This window comes from Ammoniphilus sp. CFH 90114, assembly GCF_004123195.1.
Taxonomy (GTDB): Bacteria; Bacillota; Bacilli; order Aneurinibacillales; family RAOX-1; genus YIM-78166.
The window spans coordinates 194,977-209,437 of sequence record NZ_SDLI01000009.1; the positions used below are offsets into that span (position 1 = coordinate 194,977).

The window sequence follows — 14,461 nt, forward strand, 5'->3', positions numbered from 1 at the left end:
GGAGGAATACATCTGTGAAATGGCTTCAATGGTTGACCATTTTGGTCATCCTTACTGGATGCGGTGCAGAACCACCTCAAACGGACTGGACCCTAAGTCCAACCTTTCTATCTGATGGCAAATCCTTAAGAGGAGTACCAGAGCATTTGGCCATCGAGGATAAACCTTTCTTTGCTGAAGAAAGAGACGAATACATTTGGTATTTCTGGGGATCAAGCGCAGAACTTGCCGGTAAATTAACCGCTGTCGCGGTGCATCAGGAAACAGGTAGGACGCTCACCCTTATAGACCGATCGTTCATGGTACCGGTTAAACCTCTTCATGGAGCAGATAACCATACTTCGTCGATTCTTTCCCTCCCCCTTGCAGGGCTTTGGCGGATAGATGCCTATATAAACGGCCAGATGTTTGGGAATATCATTATAGAAGTGCAGGAGTAAAGAGAAGGGGCTGACGATTAACGGTCAGCCCCTTTTGCTTAAATATGAAGTTCTAGTCTTAAATCCTCTAATTGTAACACCTTTCCTGTTGGTTGGTCGGAAGTCTCTAAGTAGTGCAAGAGTTTCTTCGCGACTAGGGCAGGATCACTTCCAGAAGACTGCAAGTTTGTTTTCATACTGCCAGGATTAATTACATAGGCTTGAATGCCATGGCGTCTTTCTTCTTCATCGATAGAATACGTCAAGGCTTCTATGGCTGCCTTACTCGCACTATAAGCCGCAAATCCGGCAGCCCCTGTCTTTGCTAGTCCAGAGGTTAGATTTACAATCCTTCCTCCTCTTTGCCTTCTCATCTGAGCAATGACTTCACGACTCATCAGATAAGTACCTGTTACATTGTTTTCAATCTGGTATTTCCATTCTTCTAAGCTGCTGTCTGCTACTGAGCTATTAGCAAAGACCGCTGCATTATTAATTAGCACATCAATTCTTCCAAATCGGTCAATTGCCTCAAGAACCAATGACTTAACTTCTTCTTCATCCGATACATCAGCGGAGATAGCTAAGATATTGTTACGATAAGCTTCTAATTGTTTTTCTAGTTCCTCTAATTTAGATCTTCTTCTCCCACAAACGACAAGCTTCACTCCTTCTTGCGCCAACTGAAGAGCAAGTTCCTTGCCTAATCCCGTTCCAGCACCTGTAATTAAGTAGACTTGTTCCTTTCTTACACTCACCTTAATCCCCTCCACCTTATTATTCCGAGTAAAACTATGTGGTTATATTTAATTGATTATAATAATATTTAGTATTTATTTCAATAATTTTCTTATAATTTTGCAAATCTTGAGTATATGAGAGTCATTGGGAGGATTTGGGAGCATTATGGAATAAGATAATAGGTGATCTTAGCCTAGTCTAGCTGAGCCTCAATCATCTAGAGTAATCCTCTGTCACCCTCTTTGACACCCTTTTGTCATTCGCGTTAAGATAGAACATGTAAACAAATTGGCAAAAGGAGGCAAGAATGAGCTCTCATTTGACGACAACTTTCTTTCACTTCCGCAAACCGCGAAAGGAAGATGCAGCAGAGATATGGAAATTAATAAAAGGAACTAGAGTGCTAGATTTAAATTCAGCTTACTGCTATCTCATGCTTTGCGAATGGTTTCCTGATACTTGCGTTATTGCAGAAGAGGATCAACAAATTGTCGGCTTCGTGTCCGCTTTCCGTCCACCTAATAAACCAGATGTCATCTTTGTATGGCAAGTGGCTGTACAAGAGTCCATGCGTGGGAAGGGCTTAGGGAAAAAGCTCCTGCAAGAGTTACTAGAACGGGATGAATGTGAAAATATTCACTATCTAGAAGCTACGGTTTCCCCATCTAATCTTGCATCACAGTCTTTATTTCAAAGCCTTGCCCAACAATTAAATTGCTCTTGCTGTGTTCAGGAGTGCTTCTCTGTTGATATGTTCCCGGAACCCGGACATGAAGCCGAACAGATCTATAGGATCGGTCCAATTGTACGTTAAATTAAAAGAATATTCAGAAAGGCAGTGAGTGTATGCAAGCTATAAAGGAAATAGATGCCCAACTAAGAGTCTTTGAAGAGCATGAGTCTGAAGTTCGAAGCTATATTCGAAGCTTCCCAACTACGTTTGTCAAAGCAAAGGGTCACACCCTCTGGGACATAGAAGGCAAAGAATATCTTGATTTCTTCGCTGGGGCTGGGGCCTTAAATTATGGTCATAATCACCCTAAGATGAAAGAAAAGCTTCTGGCTTATATTGCTGAAGATGGCATCTCCCATAGTCTGGATATGGCCACAGGGGCCAAAAGGACTTTCCTCGAGAGGTTCCACGACGTTATCCTAAAGCCTAGAAAATTAGAGTACAAGGTGATGTTTCCTGGCCCTACAGGAACAAACACAGTAGAAGCCGCCTTGAAGTTGGCTCGTAAAGTGACGGGACGCGACCTGGTCATTAGTTTTACAAATGCTTTTCATGGAATGACCTTAGGATCCCTTTCAATAACTGGTAACGCCTTTAAACGTGACGGAGCTGGCATCCCGCTACATAACAGTGTATCGATGCCCTTTGATAATTATCTCGGTGAAGGCATGGATACGGTAGATTACTTGGAGCGTTTCCTTGAAGATAACGGCAGTGGTGTTGCTCTTCCTGCAGCTATTATCCTCGAAACTTTGCAGGGGGAAGGCGGTCTGAACGTAGCCAATTATGAATGGCTTAAGCGAATTGAAGAAGTGTGTCGACGATGGGATATCTTGCTGATTATTGATGATGTTCAAGTAGGATGCGGACGTACAGGTCCATTCTTCAGCTTTGAGCCTGCAGGAATTACACCCGATATTGTTTGTTTGTCAAAATCCATTAGTGGTTATGGTATTCCAATGGCTCTCACCCTTATTAAACCTGAGTACGATATCTGGAGCCCTGGTGAACATAACGGTACCTTTCGTGGACATAACTTAGCCTTCATTACGGCAACGGAAGCCCTTTCCTTCTGGGAAACCGATGCGTTTCGTTTAGACATTGAAGAAAAAGGAAAGCGCGTCGAGCAATTTCTTCTGCAATTAGTTGAACATTACCCTGTGATCCAAGGGGAGGTTCGTGGACGCGGTCTTATGCGTGGGGTAGCGTGCGGTGTGGATGGTGCAGCTGAAAAGATATGTTCAGAAGCCTTTAAACGAGGATTAATAATGGAGACATCTGGTCCAAATAGTGAAGTGTTCAAGATTATGCCTCCATTAACGATAGACCCGGATGCCTTAATCAAAGGATTTGCGATTATTGAAGAAAGTGTCAAAGCTTACTTGCAGTCTGGACATCAGGTATAAGTTAAAAGAACATGAGCTCTGATAAATAACCATTAAAAAGGAGAGTTAATCATGATAGTAAGATCTCTAGAAGAAATCAAAGGTTCAAATGACCATGTGGATGATAAGAACTGGGAAAGTAGACGTTTCCTCCTTAAGAAAGACGGAATGGGCTTCTCCCTTCATGATACGATTATTCGGGCAGGTACGGAATCCACTTTTTGGTATAAATACCATCAAGAAGCCGTCTATTGCATCGAAGGAGAAGGAGAGATTGAAGATCTAACGAACGGGAAGTTATATCCCATTCAAGCTGGTACCATGTATGCCCTAGATGGCCATGAAAAACATCGCTTACGAGCCAAAACCGATATGCGAATGGTTTGCGTCTTTAATCCCCCGTGTACGGGAAGAGAAACCCATGATGAAGAAGGCGCCTACCCTCTCCCTTCAGAAGAAATGGTTTAATGCAAAGATTTATTCAATAGGAGTGATAGCATGATCGATATCTACCCGTCAAGAATCAGTAGTAAACCGACGATTACGGAGAGAAAAGATCCGGTGGTCTATTCTCCCCTATCCAAGTCCGGCCCTCTCCGCGTAGACCAATTAAAATCTTATGAAGAGAATGGGTTTCTATTCTTAGAAAGCTTCTTTACTGATGCTGAAGTAGAGATGATGCGGGATGAGCTTTCGCGTGTAATGGATCAAAGTAAAGATTCTACGGCAAAAGAAGTCATTCGGGAACCCCAAAGCCAAGAAGTTCGTTCTGTTTTTGCGGTTCATAACCAAGATCTCTTCTTTGAGCGCCTGTCCAATGACAAGCGTCTTGTCGAGATGATGCAGCAGTTGCTAGGAAGTGACGTGTACATTCATCAATCTCGAATTAATTTGAAATCTGGATTCACAGGAAAAGAGTTTTATTGGCATTCTGATTTTGAAACATGGCATGTTGAAGACGGTATGCCACGCATGAGAGCGATCAGTTGCTCCATTACCCTAACGGAGAATACTCCATTTAATGGTCCGCTTATGCTTATTCCTCGATCTCATAAGCGATTTGTATCTTGCGTAGGTGAAACACCTGAAGATCACTATGAAAAATCTTTACGCAAGCAAGAGTATGGCGTTCCGGATCAGGACAGTCTTACCCTGCTCGCCAAGCAAGGGGGAATTGTTGCTCCTACAGGCCCTGCCGGCTCCATCATCCTGTTCGACTGCAATATTATGCACGGCTCAAATAGCAATATTAGCCCGCTTCCGCGAAGCAATGTGTTCTTTGTCTTCAATAGCGTGGAAAACCGATTGGTTCAACCCTTCTCTGGTCAGAAGCCAAGACCAGAATATATTGCAGCAAGAGAATCTGTGCTATCGAGTTTATAATAGATTAGGAACTGCCTTCAATAGAGGCAGTTCCTGTCTTTCATGATGTCGGTTTCTTTCTCCAAGTGGTATTCTCCCATGAAACCGGACAAGTATCGAACGTCTCTCCTTCATGGAATGACTTTTCCATCCCATTTTTTTCACAGATATACATTCCGTCTTCTGGCGCTTTATCCCCAGTACGATAAACCTGTTCCATAAAGTATTCCTCCTTTTGCTATCTAGTTTTTCTCATCCAGGCCAAATCAATGTAAAAAGGGCCGAACCCCTAAGGACAGTTTTCACATGTCCTTTTGGGTCAGCCCTTAGTGGCATTGAAGTCTCTCTCGGGTGGATCATTATTTTAACCCGTGATTAGAGGTAATATACACGAAGGATAAATTAATTTTCCGCGAATGACCTAGGGTATTCGCCCTTCCCATGTCTACATTTCTTCATACACTATCAGTATCTTGAAAAGGAAAGGAGGAACACAAATGAGCGTAGCAGCTGGATATGGTGTTGGCGGAGGATTAGCGTTTATCCTCGTAATCTACATCCTTCTTGTCATTGTTAGCCGTGTAGGGTTCTACTAAGGCCTAGAAGCCCCTGCTAACAGGGTAACTCATTTTTATCCTCCAAGATTGGTTGGTTGACGCCGAAGCTATGGATGCAGGCGTCAATCAACTCTCCTTCAACTTTAGCCAAGCCACACTCTCCACGTGAAATGTATGCGGGAACATATCCACCGGCTGAACCTCCTGGGTATGGTAGCCACCCTGCTCCAAGATTTGCAAGTCTCGAGCTAATGTGCTTGGGTTGCAGGATACATAGACAATACGTTCTGGCTTCATTTGAATCAAGGTTTCTAATAAGGTTTCATCGCAGCCTTTTCGCGGTGGATCTACAACTACAACGTCCGCTCGTATTCCTTGGGTGTACCACCATGGAATGATTTTTTCCGCTTCACCTACGGCAAATTCAACGTTCTCCATCGCATTGAGACGAGCGTTTCGCTTCGCGTCTGCAATGGCTTCAGGTACAATTTCAACCCCGTAGACCTTTTTGGCTTTTTGCGCAAGAAACAGGGAAATGGTACCGATGCCGCAATAGGCATCAATAACGGTTTCGTTGCCTGTTAGATCGGCGTATTCTAATGCTTTTCCGTACAAGATCTCCGTTTGGACTGGATTGACTTGATAAAAGGAGCGGGCCGAAATTGCAAATCTCACGTTTCCTATATAGTCATAGATGTAGGGTTCTCCCCACAGCACTTCGGTCTCTTCACCAAAGATGACGTTTGTCTGTTTCGCGTTAATATTAAGGACGAGACTTTTTAATCCAGTTATTTGTTTCGTTAGTTGATTAACTAACTCTTCTTTATTAGGAATCTTGCGGCTCTTCGTAATGAGGACGAGCATCAGTTCACCCGTTTTAAATCCTACCTTTACAACTACATGACGAAGCAAGCCTTCTCCCGTCTCTTCGTTATAAGCACGAATTCCCAATGACGAGGCTATCTTTTTCACCTGATTGACGATTTCATCACTCTTCTCGTGCTGAATAAGACAGCTCTCCATATTAATGATTCGATGGGACCGCTGAGCGTAGAATCCGCCTATTAGTCCACCCTCCTCTTCTCCCATTGGCACTTGAGCCTTATTACGATAGCGCCAAGGATCCTTCATGCCGAGGGTCTCGTGCACTTTGGCATGCTCAATTTTTCCTAATCTTTTTAGATTATCTTGCACGATCACTGTTTTTTGGCGAAGCTGTTCGTCATAGGCCAAATGCTGAAGGGAACAGCCCCCGCATTGATGATAAACGGGACAAGGTGGGGCCTCCCGATGAGAACTTGGCTCAAGGACCTCAACCAATTTCCCGAAGCCAAAATTCTTTTTCACCTTTAGCACTTTAGCTAAAACTTTCTCTCCGGGAAGAGCCTGCGGGATAAATAGGGTAAAGCCCTCTACCTTTCCCACTCCATCCCCTTCATGGGTAAGTCCCGTTATTTCAAGTTCGATTTCTTCATTTTTTGTTACAGGAACGGTTGCATGTTTACTCATTCTTTCACCTATTTCTCTGGCATTATTACACTTATATGCTTATGTAATGCTGTAAACTCCATAGGCAGTTCCCCGCCTAACTCCCCATCTAAATTCAAGAGCACTCTCGTTTGAGAAGTAGCCTTCAGATTCTTCGTTTGAAAATAGATGATATCTGGATCTTTAATATGTTCACCCTTAAGAACATGTGTAGCAATACGTAAGAATTCCGGAAGGGTTGTTTTACGTAATATTAAGCAATCAAATTTCCCATCACTTAAATCCGCGTAGGGGGCAAGCTTCTCCATCCCCCCTACGGAGTTGCTGTTAGCAATGAGGAACAGCATAATCTCTTCATCGATAATTTTCGTATCCGTTTCAATGCGAACATGACTAGGACGTATGAAGGGAAGTTTCTCAATCCCCTTAACGTAATAGGCAAGCTGCCCCATAACGGTCTTTAATTTACTTGGAACCTCGTACGTTAAATCTGTTAAGGCCCCTCCGCCAGCGATATTGATAAAATAACGATCGTTAATCTTTCCAATATCAATCGGTGTGGGGGTTCCTTTTACAATTATCTCACAAGCTTTAAGAGTATTTTTCATAGGCAACCCAATCGCTCGTGCAAAATCATTCGTCGTTCCAGCTGGGATGATCCCTAATGGAGGTCTCCCTTCTCTTTCCGCCATTCCGTTAACCACTTCATAAAGGGTTCCATCCCCGCCCGCTGCAATAATTAAGTCAAAGTTGCGCTCGATGGCCTGGGTCGCGGCCACTGTGGCATCCCCTGCTTTTTTTGTGACGTGACATGAAGTTTCATATCCTGCTTGTTCAAAAAAGTCTAGGATCTCTGGCAATTTTTCCTTTATTTCTTCCCTTCCTGATGAAGGATTATAAATTAACCGTGCACGCTTCATTCTTATCATCACCCTTAAGTATATCCATCTTTATCCATGATATCGTATTTACAGCAGATAAAAAAGTTTTTCTAAAAGGAATAAAGGCTGCCTCACTTTTTTCTTGAGACAGCCCACATTCCTTTACTTATTATATTCTTTCATGGAAGGTTCGTTTAATAACATCCCATTGTTGTTCACGGGTCAACTTAATGAATTTCACTGCGTATCCAGAAACCCGGATGGTTAACTGAGGGTAATTCTCCGGATGCTCCATCGCATCTAACAGCTGCTCCCGATTGAACACATTCACGTTTACATGGTGGCCTCCTTGCATCGTGTATCCATCTAGAATCGCCGAAAGGTTTCTTACTCTCTCATTTTCTTCTCTCCCTAATGCCTTTGGAACGATCGAAAACGTGTAGGAAATGCCGTCTAAGCTGTCTTCATAAGGCAACTTAGCCAAGGAGTTAAAGGAAGCCAACGCCCCTTTCTGATCTCGGCCATGCATCGGGTTCGCGCCAGGTGCAAACGGTTCTCCCTCTTTACGTCCATCTGGGGTATTCCCTGTCTTCTTCCCGTAAACGACGTTCGAAGTAATCGTAAGTACGGACTGCGTTGGCATAGCCTCTCGATAAGTCGGTTGTTTGCGAATCTTATCCATGAACTTCTTGACGAGTTGGACAGCAATCTCATCTACCAACGGATCGTTGTTTCCGAACTGAGGGTACTCCCCTTCAATTTCAAAATCAACAGCTACCCCTTCTGCATTGAAGACTGGTTTCACCTTAGCATATTTGATCGCACTCAAGGAGTCAGCTACGACGGATAAACCGGCAATTCCGCAAGCCATCGTACGCAAGATATGACGATCATGAAGGGCCATCTCTAAACGCTCGTAGCAGTACTTATCATGCATATAGTGAATGACATTCAACGTATTTACATATAAACGTGCTAACCAATCCATTACACGATCAAATCGGTCCATGACCTCTTCGTATTCTAGGTATTCCCCTTGCCACTTTTCCATCAAAGGGCCTACTTGAATATGAAGCTGCTCATCTACACCCCCATTGATCGCATAAAGAAGAGCTTTGGCCAAGTTAGCTCGAGCACCGAAGAACTGCATCTGCTTCCCAAGCTTCATCGCGGAAACGCAGCAAGCAATTCCGTAATCATCGCCAAAAATAGGGCGCATGACATCATCGTTTTCATATTGGATCGAACTCGTATCAATGGATACTTTGGCACAATACTCCTTGAACTTTACAGGCAGGGATGGAGACCATAATACAGTTAAATTGGGTTCAGGTGAAGGTCCTAGATTATATAACGTATGCAGGACACGGAATGAGTTCTTTGTTACCAACGCTCGACCATCTGTAGACTTTCCTCCAATTGCCTCTGTCACCCACGTCGGGTCCCCACTGAACAAGTCATTGTAGTCAGGAGTTCGAAGGAAGTTTACCAGGCGAAGCTTCATCACAAAGTGATCCATCAATTCCTGAGCCTCTTGCTCTGTCATTACGCCGTTTTGAAGGTCCTTCTCAAAGTAAATATCTAAAAAGGTACTGATTCGACCGATACTCATAGCCGCCCCATTCTGTTCCTTAATAGCAGCTAGGTAAGCAAAGTACAGCCATTGTACAGCCTCTTGCGCATTGGTTGCCGGTCCGGAAATATCAAATCCATAAGATAGAGCCATTTCCTTTAATTCTTGCAGGGAGCGAATTTGTTCAGCTAACTCTTCTCTTTCGCGAATTGTCGCTTCATTCATTTCACTTTCATCCGTAAGTGAGATTTCTCGCTTCTTGTCCTCTATTAGGAAGTCTACCCCATACAAGGCGACTCGGCGGTAATCTCCAATGATTCGACCGCGTCCATAAGCGTCAGGAAGTCCGGTTATAATTCCTGCTTTTCTAGCCATCTTCATATCAGGAGTATACGCATCAAACACTCCTTGATTATGGGTTTTACGATACTTTGTGAAAATCTCACTTACAACAGGATCTAACTCGTAGCCATAAGCCTTACACGCATCCTCAACCATTCGGATCCCTCCGTTTGGCATAATCGCTCTGCGTCGAGGCGCATCGGTTTGTAATCCTACAATCTTTTCCATTGTTTTTTCTAAGTATCCTGGGCCATGCGATACAATAGTAGAAGGGCATTGGATATCAATATCTAGTACTCCACCCTTTTCCCTTTCGAGTTTGTATAGCTCCTCCGTAATCAAATGAAGACGTTTCGTACTTTCCGTTGGTCCAGCTAAGAAGTTCTCATCGCCCTCATAAGGAGTCCAGTTGGAAAGGATAAAGTCCCTCACATTCACCTCATTCACCCATACTCCCGAACGAAACTCTTTCCAGGCGGCAAAACGTATTTCTTGTTGTTTGAGTTCTTTAACATCCAACATGATTGCATCCTCCTTCTCAGGGCTAATATATATCGGAAATATCATCTGGTTATCAGATCATATTATCGTTTGTTTGTACATCTTCATCATAAGGTTTTATACATATATAGAACAATGTCGTTTTTGTAGTGAAAGGAATACTAACCTTTGATTATCTCTCATTTTCTCTTTCTATCTCCCAATTACTCGGATCACATGCTTTCATGAAACATTCATAAAGAGTCAATTTCATAAAAAATTCACTTGTTGAGACGAAAAATGAAAAAGGAAGCACTCATAGTGCCCCCTTTCTATGTCTACCTACCTTATTCAATCTCATCCCTTGCTCGAGCAGCATACAAGTCACGACTCCCATAGCTAGGCCATTAGATAAGAAGGTCGTAAAGATAGGTGCAATACCTGTCAACGAAGTTAAAGGTAACGCCATGCAGCCGAGCCCCACCATTAAGGAAATTCCGATAATTAAGATGCGCTCTTCATCCAAGGGGGATACGGTATATTCCTTTAGCCCAAGTCCTAGCATCTGCGCAAAGGAGATAAATACTGCTGCATATCCAACGGGTGATGGGATCATAGCAAAAAACATCGAAATAGCTGGAAAGAAACTAATTCCAAGAATGAGAGCACTCCCCATAATGAAGGGTAGTCTTTCTTTCGTTTTGGTCGTTAAGATGAATCCTGCTGTATATGAAACGGGAATAAAGCTGATGGTGCCAAAGACACCTGATAATAACTGACTGATTCCCAATACGAAGCCCGATCGCCATTCTACTGTCTTGCGAGGAGATTTCACTACTTTCTCGACGGCTTCAATACTTGCCACTAGATTCGTTAATAACAGCAGGGTTGTGATCGCCACAATGAAGAGAACACTCGTGTTAAATTGTGGGATGCCCCAAGGAAAAACTTGCGGAAAAACAAACCACTCACTGTGCCCATCCGTCATAGGTTGATTTAAATCTAGCAGAACAAAAAGAGCCCATCCACCACATATAGCCCATAGAACCGAGTAAATCCTTACCCAGCGAATGGGACTTCTCGCCATCATCACCGCACAAATCGTAGTCAGAACACCTGCGAGGGCTGTTTTCCCTTGCAACGTAGAGGTTAAATACCCAATACCCAAGATTCCTTTTATAAAAGGCCCACTCATCTGAGCAACCAACAATACAAAGTACGTTCCCGTTACCAGAGGGGTGAATAGTCTCCTTATATAACGAATCATTCCGGTGACACTTAATAGAAGGAAGAGTACCCCACTCATCATGATCCCCATTTGAAGGCTGACAAGTAGAGCCCCCCGTTCTCCAGGGGAGCTGACAGATACCGCTAATGCCAAGAAAATGCCCCACCATACCGCTGCAGGTGCTTCAATAACGGGGAGTTTATGTCCAAAAAGCGATTGCAGGATAGCCACGACTCCCATGACCAATAAGGTCTGCTGGACAAACTGAATAATCTCTTCTTGCGAAAAACCGAACGCTTCCCCAATCGTAATTGGGGCCACTACACATCCAGCCAGCATGATCAGGGACCATTGAATGGCTGCTAGTGCATTTTTCATTTTTATATCACTCCAAACTCCTCATCCCGTTTATCGGTAATAAACATATGACCTGGTGCATGGGTAATCATCCACTCTGGTTTCACCTGCATGGCCACCGCTTGAGGAGTAACCCCACACGCCCAGAATACAGGAACTTCCCCTGGCTTGATGGTAACACGATCACCGAAGTCTGGGTTAGAGATATCTTTTATCCCGATTTGCTCAGGGTCTCCGATATGGACAGGCGCTCCGTGGACAGCTGGAAACCGTGAAGTGACTTGCACAGCTCTTACGACATCCGCTGCCGGCATAGGACGCATGCTGACCACCATAGGCCCCTCAAATCGGCCCGCTTTCACACAAGGAATATTCGTTTTATACATCGGAACGTTGCATTGCTCCTCGATATGGCGAATAGGAATTGCATTATCCAACAAAGCCTTCTCAAAAGAGAAGCTGCATCCTAACAAGAAGGCGACCATATCTTCATTCCATAAGGAACGTATATCCGTTAGCTCATCGGTTAGCTCTCCCTTTTTATACACACGATACCTCGGAATGTCTGTACGGATATCCGCCTCTGGGGCGACGAGTCGCGGAATTGGAGAACCTGCCTCTGTGACATCTAACACCGGGCATGGCTTAGGATTCCTCTGACAAAACAACAAGAACTCAAAAGCAAATTCCTTAGGTAAAATGGCCAAATTTGCTTGCGCATATCCATTGGCCATTCCAGCAGTTGGTTTGGTCCACCTTCCCTCTCGTATCCACTTTCGCGCTTCTGCTGGTGTTAATTTTGCTATTTCCATCGTCATCTTCCTCCTTATCTAAAAGAATAACCGCAGGAAAAAGGTCCTGCGGCTTGCTCTTGAAGCTTACTGAAACAATTTAGGCAGTTGGGTAAAGAGGGTATAACCACCCATCGCTCCCATCGTCACGACAACCACCGCGCCGAACGCCGTCATCCACATTGGATGCTTATAATCTCCAACGATGTTCTTCTTATAAGCCGCTACCAGCATGACACCAAGAGACAGAGGTAGAATTAACCCATTCAGGGCTCCCACAAGAACTAGGATCTTGACCGGACGTCCAATCGAAACGAAGACAAGAGTAGAAAGAACAATGAATCCAATAATCACCCATTTATGGTGCTTCTCAATACTTGAACTTAATGTACGAATAAAGGATACCGAGGTATAAGCAGCCCCAATTACCGATGTAATCGCTGCAGCCCACATTATAATTCCAAATAGCTTATAGCCCAAATCTCCTGCAGCTAGTTTAAATACAGAGGCAGGAGGATTTGCAGGGTCGATGGCCAATCCCTGAGCGACAACACCAAGGGCCGCTAGGAACAAGAAGATTCTCATAATCGAAGCAATACCAATTGCAGAGATCGAACCCCTGGTCACTTGCGGTAAAGCCCCCACACCTTTAACCCCGGCGTCAATAAGACGATGCCCCCCAGCAAAGGTAATATATCCTCCTACCGTTCCCCCTACCAAGGTAACAATAGCTAGAATATCAATCGTATCTGGGACAAAGGATTTTACAACAGCCTCACCTACTGGAGGATTGGCGGTAAATAAGACATAAACCATTAAACCAATCATCACAAAACCCATAATTTGTGCAAAGCGATCCATTAACTTCCCAGCTTCTCGTACTAAGAAGATTCCAACAGCAATTACAGCACTAAAGAGAGCTCCCATCTCCGGCGTTACACCGAAGATAACATTTGCTCCAAGCCCGGCTCCCGCGATATTCCCAATATTAAAGGCTAGTCCACCTAAAACAATGAGGAAGGCTAGTACATAGCCTAGTCCAGGGTAGACCATGTTGGCCACATCTTGGGCACGTCTTTCCGAGACAACGAGAATTCTCCAGATGTTCATCTGGGCGCCAATATCTAAGATAATGGATACTAAAATAACAAAACCAAAACTAGCCGCTAATTGTTGGGTAAATACAGTAGTTTGAGTTAAGAAGCCCGGACCGATAGCCGAGGTAGCCATAAGGAAAGCAGCCCCTAATAATAGGCTCCAGTTCGACTTCTGTTCGAGCGGCAGTGCAGACTTATTTGCTTGTACTTTCTTTTCTAGCATGTTGGGCTCCTCCTTAAATGAATTGTTTATTTTATTGTCTAACCGCCTGCACCGTAATTCCTGAAGCTTCTAGTTGTTGTCGAATTAAACGTGCAAAGGCTAAAGCATGTAGACCATCCCCATGAATGCAAATCGTATCTGCTTGAATTGGCACATCCACTCCTTGCTGAGAAAGAACCTTCTTCTCCTTCACCATACGGATCACCTGGGCCACGGCTTGTTGATCATCGGTAATTAAAGCATCCGGTAGACGACGGGAAGTCAAAGAACCATCATTTTGATAAGTGCGATCAGCAAACACTTCTTCAGCCGTTTGAAGCCCGATATTCTTACCTGCTTTTACGAGTTCGCTGCCCGCTAGTCCAAATAAGATCAACTCTGGATTCACCTTATAAACGGCCTCTGCAATCGCTTCCGACAGGTCTTTACTCTTAGCTGCCATATTGTAAAGCGCACCATGCGGCTTCACATGCTGCATTTTTCCCCCAACTGCTTTAACGAATCCATAAAGAGCTCCAATCTGATAGACAACTAGATCGTAAGCTTCCTGCGGCGAAAGCTGCATCTCCCTGCGACCAAATCCCATTAAATCTTGCAACCCAGGATGAGCCCCGATTCCAACTCCATGACGCAAGGCAGATTCAACCGTTCTTCTCATGACGGATGGATCTCCGGCATGAAACCCGCAAGCAATATTAGCGGAAGTAATGTAGGGAAAAATCTCTTCATCTGTCCCAAGCTTATAGTTTCCGAAGCTCTCTCCCATATCACAGTTCACATCTACTACATACATCTTCTTCACCC

15 protein-coding genes are annotated in these 14,461 nt (G+C 44.1%); 6 read left to right on the forward strand and 9 right to left on the reverse strand.

Features of this window, described 5'->3' with window-relative positions:
- Positions 1-14: 14 nt before the first annotated feature.
- Positions 15-440 carry a DUF4871 domain-containing protein gene (locus EIZ39_RS26765; protein WP_164985182.1) on the forward strand — a complete coding sequence of 142 codons (426 nt, stop codon included), beginning with the start codon at positions 15-17 and terminating at the stop codon, positions 438-440.
- Positions 441-478: 38 nt separating this feature from the next.
- On the opposite strand, the gene EIZ39_RS19565 is transcribed toward EIZ39_RS26765, so the two are convergent.
- Positions 479-1,177 carry an SDR family NAD(P)-dependent oxidoreductase gene (locus tag EIZ39_RS19565; RefSeq protein ID WP_129201944.1) on the reverse strand — a complete coding sequence of 233 codons (699 nt, stop codon included), beginning with the start codon at positions 1,175-1,177 and terminating at the stop codon, positions 479-481.
- Between the two features lie 290 nt (positions 1,178-1,467).
- Between EIZ39_RS19565 and ectA the strand changes: the two genes are divergently transcribed.
- Genes ectA through thpD form a run of 4 tightly spaced genes read left to right on the forward strand, consistent with a single transcriptional unit; the run spans position 1,468 to position 4,661 of the window.
- Positions 1,468-1,974 (forward strand): diaminobutyrate acetyltransferase, encoded by a 507-nt coding sequence (gene ectA / locus EIZ39_RS19570; RefSeq protein ID WP_129201946.1) that lies wholly within the window; start codon positions 1,468-1,470, stop codon positions 1,972-1,974.
- Between the two features lie 32 nt (positions 1,975-2,006).
- Entirely contained in the window at positions 2,007-3,299 is a 1,293-nt protein-coding gene (ectB, locus tag EIZ39_RS19575; RefSeq protein WP_129201948.1) for a diaminobutyrate--2-oxoglutarate transaminase, read from the forward strand.
- A 51-nt stretch (positions 3,300-3,350) separates the two neighbouring features.
- Positions 3,351-3,746: an ectoine synthase gene (locus EIZ39_RS19580; RefSeq protein ID WP_129201950.1), complete on the forward strand. Its 396-nt coding sequence runs from the start codon at positions 3,351-3,353 to the stop codon at positions 3,744-3,746.
- A gap of 30 nt (positions 3,747-3,776) precedes the next feature.
- On the forward strand, positions 3,777-4,661 hold the full coding sequence (gene thpD, locus EIZ39_RS19585) for an ectoine hydroxylase (protein WP_129201952.1): 885 nt from the start codon (positions 3,777-3,779) through the stop codon (positions 4,659-4,661).
- Positions 4,662-4,701: 40 nt separating this feature from the next.
- On the opposite strand, the gene EIZ39_RS26770 is transcribed toward thpD, so the two are convergent.
- Positions 4,702-4,860, reverse strand: coding sequence for a hypothetical protein (locus EIZ39_RS26770; RefSeq protein ID WP_164985183.1), 159 nt, complete (start codon positions 4,858-4,860; stop codon positions 4,702-4,704).
- Positions 4,861-5,137: 277 nt separating this feature from the next.
- Between EIZ39_RS26770 and EIZ39_RS19590 the strand changes: the two genes are divergently transcribed.
- On the forward strand, positions 5,138-5,236 hold the full coding sequence (locus tag EIZ39_RS19590; RefSeq protein ID WP_129201954.1) for a sporulation protein YjcZ: 99 nt from the start codon (positions 5,138-5,140) through the stop codon (positions 5,234-5,236).
- An 87-nt stretch (positions 5,237-5,323) separates the two neighbouring features.
- Here EIZ39_RS19590 and rlmD read toward each other — a convergent pair whose 3' ends face one another.
- The 7 genes from rlmD to EIZ39_RS19625 all read right to left on the reverse strand — a co-directional run bounded on the left by rlmD (position 5,324) and on the right by EIZ39_RS19625 (position 14,450).
- Entirely contained in the window at positions 5,324-6,706 is a 1,383-nt protein-coding gene (gene rlmD / locus EIZ39_RS19595) for a 23S rRNA (uracil(1939)-C(5))-methyltransferase RlmD (RefSeq protein WP_129201956.1), read from the reverse strand.
- Between the two features lie 8 nt (positions 6,707-6,714).
- On the reverse strand, positions 6,715-7,605 hold the full coding sequence (locus EIZ39_RS19600; RefSeq protein ID WP_129201957.1) for a diacylglycerol kinase: 891 nt from the start codon (positions 7,603-7,605) through the stop codon (positions 6,715-6,717).
- A gap of 130 nt (positions 7,606-7,735) precedes the next feature.
- Positions 7,736-10,003, reverse strand: coding sequence for a formate C-acetyltransferase (gene pflB / locus EIZ39_RS19605; protein WP_129201959.1), 2,268 nt, complete (start codon positions 10,001-10,003; stop codon positions 7,736-7,738).
- 274 nt (positions 10,004-10,277) lie between these two features.
- Positions 10,278-11,567 (reverse strand): purine/pyrimidine permease, encoded by a 1,290-nt coding sequence (locus EIZ39_RS19610; protein ID WP_129201961.1) that lies wholly within the window; start codon positions 11,565-11,567, stop codon positions 10,278-10,280.
- Positions 11,568-11,569: 2 nt separating this feature from the next.
- The gene (locus tag EIZ39_RS19615) at positions 11,570-12,358 is read right to left on the reverse strand and encodes a putative hydro-lyase (RefSeq protein WP_205668593.1); all 789 of its coding nucleotides are present in this window, start codon (positions 12,356-12,358) and stop codon (positions 11,570-11,572) included.
- 66 nt (positions 12,359-12,424) lie between these two features.
- Complete coding sequence (locus EIZ39_RS19620) at positions 12,425-13,657, reverse strand: NRAMP family divalent metal transporter (protein ID WP_129201965.1); 1,233 nt, start codon at positions 13,655-13,657, stop codon at positions 12,425-12,427.
- Between the two features lie 31 nt (positions 13,658-13,688).
- Positions 13,689-14,450 carry a LamB/YcsF family protein gene (locus EIZ39_RS19625; RefSeq protein ID WP_129201967.1) on the reverse strand — a complete coding sequence of 254 codons (762 nt, stop codon included), beginning with the start codon at positions 14,448-14,450 and terminating at the stop codon, positions 13,689-13,691.
- Between the last annotated feature and the right edge of the window lie 11 nt (positions 14,451-14,461).